The sequence below is a fragment of the Frankia sp. CeTa3Moorea genome, assembly GCF_978021225.1.
Map to the genome: position 1 here is coordinate 1,100 of NZ_CDXDOR010000162.1, position 9,553 is coordinate 10,652.

9 protein-coding genes are annotated in these 9,553 nt (G+C 67.7%); 1 reads left to right on the forward strand and 8 read right to left on the reverse strand.

Annotated features, from left to right (window positions below; all coding sequences use genetic code 11):
- From AC08OV_RS20730 to AC08OV_RS20765, 8 genes are all read right to left on the reverse strand, one after another.
- Nucleotides 1-929, reverse strand: a 929-nt coding sequence (locus tag AC08OV_RS20730) for an acyl-ACP desaturase (RefSeq protein WP_476614995.1), incomplete at its 3' end; no start/stop codon positions are given.
- Nucleotides 930-945: 16 nt separating this feature from the next.
- Nucleotides 946-1,206: an acyl carrier protein gene (locus AC08OV_RS20735; RefSeq protein ID WP_462188678.1), complete on the reverse strand. Its 261-nt coding sequence runs from the start codon at nt 1,204-1,206 to the stop codon at nt 946-948.
- A gap of 53 nt (nt 1,207-1,259) precedes the next feature.
- Complete coding sequence (locus AC08OV_RS20740) at nt 1,260-1,931, reverse strand: PaaI family thioesterase (RefSeq protein WP_476614996.1); 672 nt, start codon at nt 1,929-1,931, stop codon at nt 1,260-1,262.
- A 106-nt stretch (nt 1,932-2,037) separates the two neighbouring features.
- Nucleotides 2,038-2,850 carry a ferritin-like domain-containing protein gene (locus AC08OV_RS20745; protein ID WP_476614997.1) on the reverse strand — a complete coding sequence of 271 codons (813 nt, stop codon included), beginning with the start codon at nt 2,848-2,850 and terminating at the stop codon, nt 2,038-2,040.
- Between the two features lie 171 nt (nt 2,851-3,021).
- Nucleotides 3,022-4,659, reverse strand: coding sequence for a copper resistance CopC/CopD family protein (locus tag AC08OV_RS20750; RefSeq protein WP_476620151.1), 1,638 nt, complete (start codon nt 4,657-4,659; stop codon nt 3,022-3,024).
- Nucleotides 4,660-4,703: 44 nt separating this feature from the next.
- Entirely contained in the window at nt 4,704-5,426 is a 723-nt protein-coding gene (locus AC08OV_RS20755; protein WP_476614999.1) for a YcnI family copper-binding membrane protein, read from the reverse strand.
- 1,102 nt (nt 5,427-6,528) lie between these two features.
- The gene (locus tag AC08OV_RS20760; protein ID WP_476615000.1) at nt 6,529-7,017 is read right to left on the reverse strand and encodes a hypothetical protein; all 489 of its coding nucleotides are present in this window, start codon (nt 7,015-7,017) and stop codon (nt 6,529-6,531) included.
- 207 nt (nt 7,018-7,224) lie between these two features.
- Entirely contained in the window at nt 7,225-8,832 is a 1,608-nt protein-coding gene (locus AC08OV_RS20765) for a PAS domain S-box protein (RefSeq protein ID WP_476620152.1), read from the reverse strand.
- Nucleotides 8,833-9,208: 376 nt separating this feature from the next.
- Between AC08OV_RS20765 and AC08OV_RS20770 the strand changes: the two genes are divergently transcribed.
- Nucleotides 9,209-9,553 (forward strand): DnaJ domain-containing protein (locus tag AC08OV_RS20770; RefSeq protein ID WP_476620153.1); only part of this gene is annotated, 345 nt, incomplete at its 3' end.

Here is a 9,553-nt window from a genome sequence, read left to right on the forward strand (position 1 = left end):
ACGGGGGCGGTCCGGCATGCGTCGATAAAGGTGATCAGTTCATTCACCCGGTCGGACCGGGCGTCGACGGCGCGGTTCACGACCCGGATGAGGTGAGCGTAGGCGTCCGTGTGGTCGTAGTGGGCGACTTCCCTGATCCGCAGTGCCCATCGCCAGTAGCCGCGGATGGTGTCGGCCAGTGGCATCCGGAAGGTCGCAATGACCTCGCGGATTGGCTCCACCACGGCGTCGCCCTCCCGGCGCAGGTACCGCTCGACCACATCCGCCATGAACGCGAAGTGGCGCGACTCGTCGCGGGCGAGTCGGGTGAGGACGTCGGCCAGGACCGGATCGCCGGCCACGGTGCGTAGCTGCTGATAATAGAGCTGCGTCGCCTTCTCCTGCACGAGTGCGTAGGCGAACAACGAGACCGCGTGGTCAAGTGGCAGATCGAATTTCTTGCGGCCCTCGGCCGCCAGTTCCCGACGCAGTTCCTCCGGTTCGGCGATACCGGCGGCGACCTGGTAGCGGAACAGGGCCCGGGCGTGGCTGTCCTCTTCCTGGGCCCACCGTACCGTGAAATGGTAGAGCTCACGGTTATGGATAAAGGTTTCCAGGTCAACGTCGGAGTTGAGCGGGAACGCACGCTCGTAGAGGCCGAAATAGCCGGGGAGATGGTCCTCGATCAGGGTGATGAAGCGGACCGCTGAGCGCTGGCCTTCGGTGAGCCGGTCGGCCTCGGCCTCGTCCCACCGGAAGGCCGATTCGACGTCCCACCGGCGGGCGGCGGACCCGGCAGAATGAAACGCGGTGACCGCCGCCGCCAGGTCGGAGGCGGGCAGCAGCGGCGGCAGCACCGGACGGGCAAAAGGGCCGTCGGACCGGGCAGGGCGGCGTTGCCCCGCTTCCGGAGCAGAGGTATATGATATAACGGTGTTCGATACGGTCACGATGATTCTCCTGTTGTCAGACCGCCGCCGTCTCGAGCGCCGCGAGCACGATACGGACGACGTCGTTGATGGAGCTCAGGGTGAAGACGTCCTCATCCTCGATCTCGATATCGTACGTGCGCTCTATGCGGGAGATCATGACCAGGACCTTCACCGAGTCCGCGCCTTCGACGGCCCGCAGGTCGAGGTCGGGAGTGAGCGCGTCGGCTGGCATCCCGAGCTCGCGAGCAAGGATGGCGGTGACAGTACTGACAATCTCGGCGCGGGAGGGTGTCATCATGACTCCTTCAGTCATTCGCCGTGTCGGTTGAGGCGCGTGAGAGGGACTACTCAGCCCTGGCCGCCGGCGGCCTGGGCCGCGCTGGAAGCCTGGGCCGCGCTAGCAGCCTGGGCCGCGGTGATGGCTTCCGCGACACGGTCGAACTCGTCCGGTCGCAGGTCCAGGCGTTGCCGCGCGATGTTCATCGATGTCGGACGGTAGGTCGCGCTCGCCGCAGCCACTAGACTGCCCGCGGCGTCGAGGATCTCGGCCTCGGCACGCACCAGGCCGCCCGCGCCCGTCGGATTGCCCGTCGGACCGCCCGTCGGGTTGGAGACCGGCTCAGCCGCGTCGGCCTGTAGGCGGGCAACGCACTGGTAGTCGGTGTTCACCCGCATCGCGGTGACGTACCGCAGCCGCATACCGGTAGTGAAGGAGGTGAGGCCTGTTCGCAGAACGATCAGGTTTCCCATGGTTTCGTCGCAGATGACTCCGATGAGACCGCCGTGCACGACCCCCGGGTACGACTCGTGAGTGCGGTCCAGCCTGAAGCGGGTGGCGATCCCGTCGGGACGGAAGGCGAAGCGGAGGCGCAGGCCGTTTGCATTGTGCGGTGAGCAGCCGAAGCAGCGGTAGCTCTCCAGGACCGCCCAGGGCACCGGCAGGTATTCCTCGTCGGCCGAGGATTGGGAGGGAGCGGTCGGGTGAATGTGCATCGGTTCCTCCGGCAGGGAATCGGTCACGGCGCGCCCCTGCCGACGGCGTCGCACGTGATCCGGGGCGCCGCCGTCGTCGCGCGTCGCCCCCGCATCCGATCGGGTCTGGAACGACGTTCTCAGATTCGACGCATCAGGCCACTATTTCAGCCATCGCGTGGCGGATGCCGGAGTTCCGGCTCAGGTCCCGGCCGACCGCTGTTCCGAGCATGCGCCGGAGCTTGGCCTGGAGCTTTTCCAGCGCATCCGGCGGAGAGAACTGGAGATAGACATCGATCACGTCGTCGACGGTCTCGTGCCCCCGCATCTCCTCGACGCGCTGATGCTTGTAGACACCGACCGGGTGGTTGAGCCGCGGGCTCGTAACGTAGAAATGAATCCTTTCCAGGACTGACCTCAGCTCGTGCGGGTGGAGTTCCAGGCGACGCTTCAAGTAGAAGAGGAACTCGCGGGCGTGCCCTGCTTCGTCGCGGCTCGCGCGGAGAAACAGGTCGGCCAGCACGGGCTCCTCCACCCACTCCGACATCGCCCGGTAGACCGTGTTAACGATGATCTCGGAGATCACGTTCGTGGTCAGGGTCGCACTCGGCGTGATACCGGCTTCGTACGGCTCACGCAGAGCCTCGATCTTGTCCTGGTCGATATGGACGCCCACCGCCTTGAGCCAAGCACGGAAGGCGTAGTGATGCTGAAGCTCCTGGTAGGCCCAGATGGCCACGAAGGCCGAGCAGTCGTAGTCGTCGTGGAACTCGCTGAGAAAACCGTGCAGCCCGGGGAGAGACGTCGCCTCGCCCATGACAACGCCCTTGACAAGCGAGATGTAAACGGGATGAACGAGGTCACGACGGACGTTTTCCAGCCCGAGGTCGGAAACCTTCCACTGGAGGCGCTCGTAGTGCTGGAAAACATCGAAGCTATGGGACTTGTCAGCGGTGGCGGTCGGCATGGATGGACTCCTTCTGAGCTTCCCTCGCAGGCCTTTGCCGCTCTACCATGGGTTGCCTGACCGATCATTACAACCCTGATATCACACGCCAATCGAACCATTCCGATCAGCTATCGCGGAAGCGCTTACCGCCGCCCAGCGTTCACGAGCCCTTCATCGTTCACGAGTCCTTCATCGGACCTGGTAGAACACGGTTGTCACGTACTGGTCGAAATCGTTCACTCGGAGCGTGAGCCGAAGTTGCCATTCACCGGGCAACGGCGCCCGGATCCCGTCGCTCCGCGCATGGCCCGGCGCGGCCAGGCTCAGCGGAACAGTGAAGGGGCCGAGATCGGCGGCCGGCAACGACAACGCCGCACTGGCCTCCACCAGTTTCTGCGGTTTGCCGCTCGGGCCCGTGGCGTGGACGTCCAGGGTCTGGGCGCCCACCCGCGTCGGTGAGACCCGCACCTTCACCGTCATCGGACCCGCGAAGGTGGTGTCGGAGAACGGCGGTGAATAGCTGGTACGTCCCGGTACCATGTTCACCAACCCAGCCGTGATCCCCAGCACGACAGCCCCGGCCACGATTTCCGCCATGACACCCCGCCGCAGCCCGGCAAGCAGAACGGTATCCGGCGAGCGGTCCGGCCGGCCGGCCGGCTGATCTCTCTTCGTTCTGTACTGCCGGCGGACCCACTGCCGCGCCAGAGCGCCGAGAGCGATCATTCCAAGGACCAGCCACACCTTGTACACCAGCAGTCGACCATAGCTGGTATCAATCAGGGCCCGTGGCGGGCCGACCTCACGCCAGCCCTGGAAGACCCCGCTGACCATCACGGCGGCAACGGCCACAACCGCGATCTTCGACCACCGGGGAAGGACCTCCGCCAGCTCGGTGGCCGATGCGCGGCGCACCAGGAAACCGGCAATCATCACCAGACCACCGATCCACACCGACATGGCGATCACATGCACCGTCGTGCTGGTGGTAGCCAGCCAAGCCAGGTCGCCGGCGCTGGCATGACCGATCATGGCAAGCGTCACGGCCACCACGACACCGAGACCGGCGAGCTCCCCGTTTCCCCGCAGATCCACCGATCCGGTTCGCAACAGCCGCCGCACGAGAGGCACCATCAAAGCAAGAGTGAGCAGGCGGATCAGCAGCAGGTGACCGAACCGATCCGCCAGGGTGGTCGACAGAACCGACCACTGCCCGAGTCCCCCGAGGCCGAGCCCGGCAGCGTAGGGGCCCTGCAGCAGCAGCTGCGCGAAGGCCGCAAAAACGGATAATCCCCACGCTGCCATCAACAGCCGGCCGGGGCCGGCCGCACGAAGACCTGTCGGCCAGAGCACTATCAGAAAGAAACAGACGCCCAGCAACAGGGCCGTCGCGGCGTATCCGAGAAATCTCGCCACGGCAAAGACGACGCCCACCGTCGAGGAGCCCGATGTGCCGGAGGCCGCCGCGGCGGCCTCCGGCGGCCCGCCCACACCGAAGGCGAGCGCACCGGAAACAGGATGGCTATCCGCCGAGATGACACGCCAGCTCGCCACGTACGTGCCGTTCGGCAGCCCCGGCCGGAGCGCGACCGTCGCCTGCGAGGCCTTGGGACCAGATCCGGCACGACCATCATCGACCCGCCTACCCGCGGAATCGAGCACCCGGATCGAATCGCGCGAGACCCGCACCGACTCGCTGTAGTCAAGGTTTACCCGTGCGGGTGCGACGTCGAGTGCCGCGCCGTCCACGGGGTCGCTACCCGTCAAAAGGGCATGCGCCGACGCCGACGGGACCCCGAGGCCGAGACCGATGGAGGTGGTGGCCATGACCAGGAACGTCACGGCCACCACCGGGATGCGGCGCACGACGGTTAGGCGCGCCGCCGCAAAGAGATCAGCGCGAATCCACCGGCAAGCAACCCGAGTGCGCCAAGGACGAGACCGGCAATCCCCAGGCCACGCGCCGTCCCGTCGGAATCGTCGGAATCGTCGGAGGCCGATGCGGCTTCGTCCGACCGCACCGTGGCCGCGCCATGCCCACCGGACCCCGGGGAGGATGCTGTCAGCGTGAGGATCGGCGCTGGCTTCTCAGGCTCCTGGGCGCCGGGGGCGGCGACATCGACCCACCGCACGACCGAACCATCGGAGTAGGTCTGCAACGCCTTGAACACAATGTGGTCGGTGTTTTCGGGCAGCGGCCCGGCGGAGACGGTGAAGGTGTCGGACTCCCCGGGCTTGATCCCGCCATCCCCCTGCGCCGTCCAGGCAATCCTGGTGACGACCTCCTTGACCTCTCCGTCGTCCGTCATGAGCGGCTTCGGCGGAGCCGCCTTGGTGATCTTGTGTGTCCACCCCGCCTTGGGCTGGACCGACACGGACACGATCAGGGTGTCGGTGGGAAGCTGGACGTCCAACCCGGTCGTGGACGCGGTGTCCTTCTCCGTGGGGACCTTGAACGACAAGGTGGCGTAGCTGCCCGCGGCAGCCGTCGGCGGCTGCACCGTGACATGGGCGGACGCCGGTCCGGCCAGGAGGAACATCGCTGCCGCGGCAGTGCCGGCAAGCATGCCGGCACGCCGAACGTTGCGGTACATAAGATCCCTTCGAACGTCCCACGGCGCGTGGGACCACCTGAAGATGCCTTGCCTTGCTCGCGCCGGGGTCGCTCGTCGGGCAGATGAGCCCGCCAGGGGAACTCGTCTACCAGGCTCGCCGTGACGTCAACGCTCGCCGTGACGTCAACCCCGGAGAAGGGGAAGCGGGTGGTCCCCGACGCCGTGCGCCACGGCCAAGGGGGCGAGCGTGCGGTCTCGGCGCCCGCTTCCGAAGGTTGATCTTCACGGTGGGTGGGACAGGCGGAACGACGGCAACGGTCACCGGATACAGCAACAGGGCCACAACGGTGCGCGGCTTCAGTCCGGCCGCACACCACACAGCCCGCTCGGAGTGACGAAGCATCAATCCCACACAGCCCACGGCAATGCCGTGGGCCGCCGTCATCGGAACATCCAGGCTCGGACCGCTGGCCAGGTGGGTGTGCGGATGCGCAAGTACGAAGGTGACATGGAGGGCGATCTGCGTCACCCCCAGACCCGCGAGCAGCGCAGCGACTCCTCGCTCGCGGTCCGCGAACCCGAACGCCACCCGGGTGAGGAGGAGGACCGCAACCAGCATGATCCCAGCGGCTGGCCGCGGCGCCCCGCCAGAGACGTGCGCTGCCCAGGCCAGACACACCGAGGACGAGGCGAACACCACGGCTCGGCCCAACCGGGCCGTTCCCCTGTCCACCTCGCACCCTGTTGCCACGACGAGCAAGCTTGCCATGCCCGCCGCGGCCATGGCCACACCCCCGGAACCGTGCGACTGGGGTTGATGATCTGGGGCGACGACCTCATTCAACCCGAACCGCCACCAGGCAGCCGCGGGCACCGCGATGATCGCCGTGAACACGATGCCCGAGGCCAGAAAGCCCAGGCCTATCCAGCTGGCCGATGCCGATCCACCGATACGGAGTCTGCCGCCGTCGGGCACTGCCGCCGTCGGGCACTGAGGAATGACGGGCGGCGGATCCCGGGCAGGAAAGCACCTCCAGCCACTCGAAGGCGCCTTCGAGTACTCCCGCCTACCGCAGACGTCCGGCAGGTGGGGTGCTTTCCGTCGTTGGACGGCACCCCACCCTCCGGTCCGCCTCGGCGGCTACGCCGCGGTGAACGGCTGCTGCCCGCCGAACCGCTGCCCGGCCTGCTCCGCCGTGGGCTGCTCCGCCGTGGGCTGCTCCGCCGTGGGCTGCTCCGCCTGGCCCGCGGTGAACGGCTGCTGCCCGCCGAACCGCTGCCCGGCCTGCTCCGCCGTGGGCTGCTCCGCCTGGCCCCCGGCGGCCGGCTGCTCGGCCGCGGCTGGCGCTGGGGCCTGCTCGGCCGCAGCCTGCGCCGCTGCGGTGGGTTGCGCTGCCGGACCGGCGCCTGCGCCCGCCGCAACACCCACCAGCTCGCGTATCCTGCTTTCCACGTACCTGTCGCTGTAGTGCGACCTGTCGGCGATGCGCTGAACAAGGTCGTCGACGCTCGAGGCTGCGTCCAGGTCCGACGCGTTTACCTCGGCGAACTGGTCAAGGATCTGGTATCGGATCTGCTGCCAGTTTTGCCGCAGCACGCGCTCCACCTGCTGCGCTTCCTGCTGATTCATTATCATCACTCTACCCCGGTCGGGCATCCGTCCCACGGCTGAGCCTATGACGCGGGCAGAGACTGTCAACCGCAGAAACCACCACCCGTGACCAGGGCCGCGCGGCAGGACGAGCGACGACGAAAGCGCCGGCTAACGGATATGTCTTATCAACGGGGAAGAAAGGAAATATCCTGGCCGTTGAGGTGGGTCCTGGTTGATTCGTGGTCAGGTCGGAGGGTCGAGGGCTTCTCGGACTTTGGCGAGCAGGACCCGTTCGGAGAAGGGCTTTTCGAGCAGGATGACACCGGGATCAAGTTTCCCCTGGGTGGTGAGGACCGGGTGGGCGTAGCCGGACATGTAGAGCACCCGGGTGTCGGGGCGGGTGGAGCGGATCCGGCCGGCGAGTTCCTTGCCCTGCATGCGCGGCATGATGACGTCGGTCAGCAGCAGGTGGACGGGGCCGGGGTGGTCGGCGGCGAGGGGGATGGCCTCGTCGGCGGAGGTAGCGGTGAGGACCTGGTAGCCGTTGCGGGCAAGCAGGCGGCGGGTGACCTCGAGGATGGCGGGCTGGTCCTCGACGAGCAGGACGGTCTCGCCCGCGTGTGCCGGAGTGCCGGTCGCGGTGTCCGGCTGACCGGCGGCGTCCGTGGCGGCGGCGGTGGCGGGGAGCAGGCAGCGAATGGTGGTGCCGACCCCGGGTTCGGAGTAGATATCGGTGTGCCCGCCGGCCTGGCTGATGATCCCGTAGACGGTGGCGAGGCCGAGGCCGGAGCCTTCCCCCTTGGGTTTCGTGGTGAAGAACGGTTCGAAGACCCGGGCAAGGACCTCCGGGGGCATGCCGGTGCCGCTGTCGGAGACGCGGATCCGTGCATGCGGGCCGGCTTTCACGCCCGGGCGTTCGCTCGCGTAATCCGGATCGATAGTGATGTTGGCGGTGTCGATGGTCAGCACGCCGCCGTCGGGCATGGCGTCGCGGGCGTTGACGGCAAGGTTGGTCAGGACCTGTTCGATCTGGCCGGGGTCAGCCAGGATGGGCCACAGCTCGGGCTGCAGATGGATGTGCAGCTCGATGTGTTCGCCCAGGGTGCGGTGCAGCAGGTTCTCCAGGTCGGTGACGACCTGGTTGAGGCTGAGTACCCGGGGCTGCACGGTTTCGCGGCGGCCGAAGGTGAGGAGCTGGTGGGTGAGGACGGTGGCGCGGTCGGCGGCGCGTTGGATCTGTTCGATGTCGCGCAGTACGTCGTTCCACCGTCCGCCCGCGGTCTGGGTGGCGGCGGCCTGGGCGACCTCCTCGGCGACGAACGAGGCGTAGTTGATGATGACTCCGAGGAGGTTGTTGAAGTCGTGCGCCACCCCGCCGGCGAGCTGGCCGAGGCTTTCCAACCGCTGGGACTGGTGGAGCTGGGCCTCGAAGTTGCGGCGTTGCGCCTCGACGCGCAACCGTTCCCCCTCGGCCTGGGCTTCGAGGCGGTCGGTGACGTCCCGGACCGCCGCGGAGACGAGTATTCCCTCCTCGGTCTCCAGCGGGCTGAGACTGATCTCCACGGGGAACTCGCTGCCGTCGCGGCGGCGGGCAGCGAGCTGGAGGCGGGCACCCATCGGCCGGGGGCGGGGGTCGGCAAAGTAGCGGTCCCGATGATCAGGATGGACGGCGCGGGCACCGACCGGGATGAGGATCTCGACCGGTTGGCCGATCAGTTCGTCGCGGGTGTAGCCGAACAGCCGCTCGGCCTGCGCGTTAACCAGGACGACCCGTCCGTCGGGGCAGACTCCGATGATCGCGTCCGGCGCCGCCTCCAACAGACCACTGGTCAGGTCTGAGGAACCCTTCACCACATCACCACGATCGGTAATTGATCCGTCTCTTTAAGTGATGCGGAGTGGACCATAGCACAGATGCCGACCCCCCGTGCCGACCCGTGCCGACCCGTGCCGACCCGCCACCGTGGTTCACCGCTTATGCGTGCCTTCTCCCGGAGGACCGACCTGATCGGCTTGGTGGGATTCCGGCGGGTGGTTTTGAGGCGCCGGTGGATCGGGAAGCCATCGGATGGCGTAACACTCGGCCTCGGCGGCGGCACGTTCTCAGCGGCGGCACGTTTGGCGTGAGCATCTTCGACGTCGAGGACGGGGTGGTCGAGGACGGGGTGGTCGAGGTCCGGGCCACGGCCGGGGACAGCACTTGGGCGGCGATGAGGAGTGAGCGCCGATGGCCCGCGACTACTACGAGGTTCTCGGCCTCCGGCGCGACGCAGGCGGCGAGGAGGTTCAGCAGGCCTACCGCCGCCTCGCCCGCCGTTACCACCCCGACGTCAACCGCGGCCCGGAGGCGGAGGAGCGGTTCAAGGAGATCGGTGAGGCGTACCACGTGCTGTCCGACCCGAAGACGCGGGCGCGCTACGACCGGTTCGGCGCGGACTTCCGGCGCCTCCCCGAGGACTACGAGGAGCGGGTGGCCGCCGGCGCGGGCGTCGACGGAGGCTGGCCAGCCGGTGGTCGGGGCCGGGCCCGCGGCGTCGGGGTGGAACCCGGCTTCGGCGGGGATGGCTGGGAT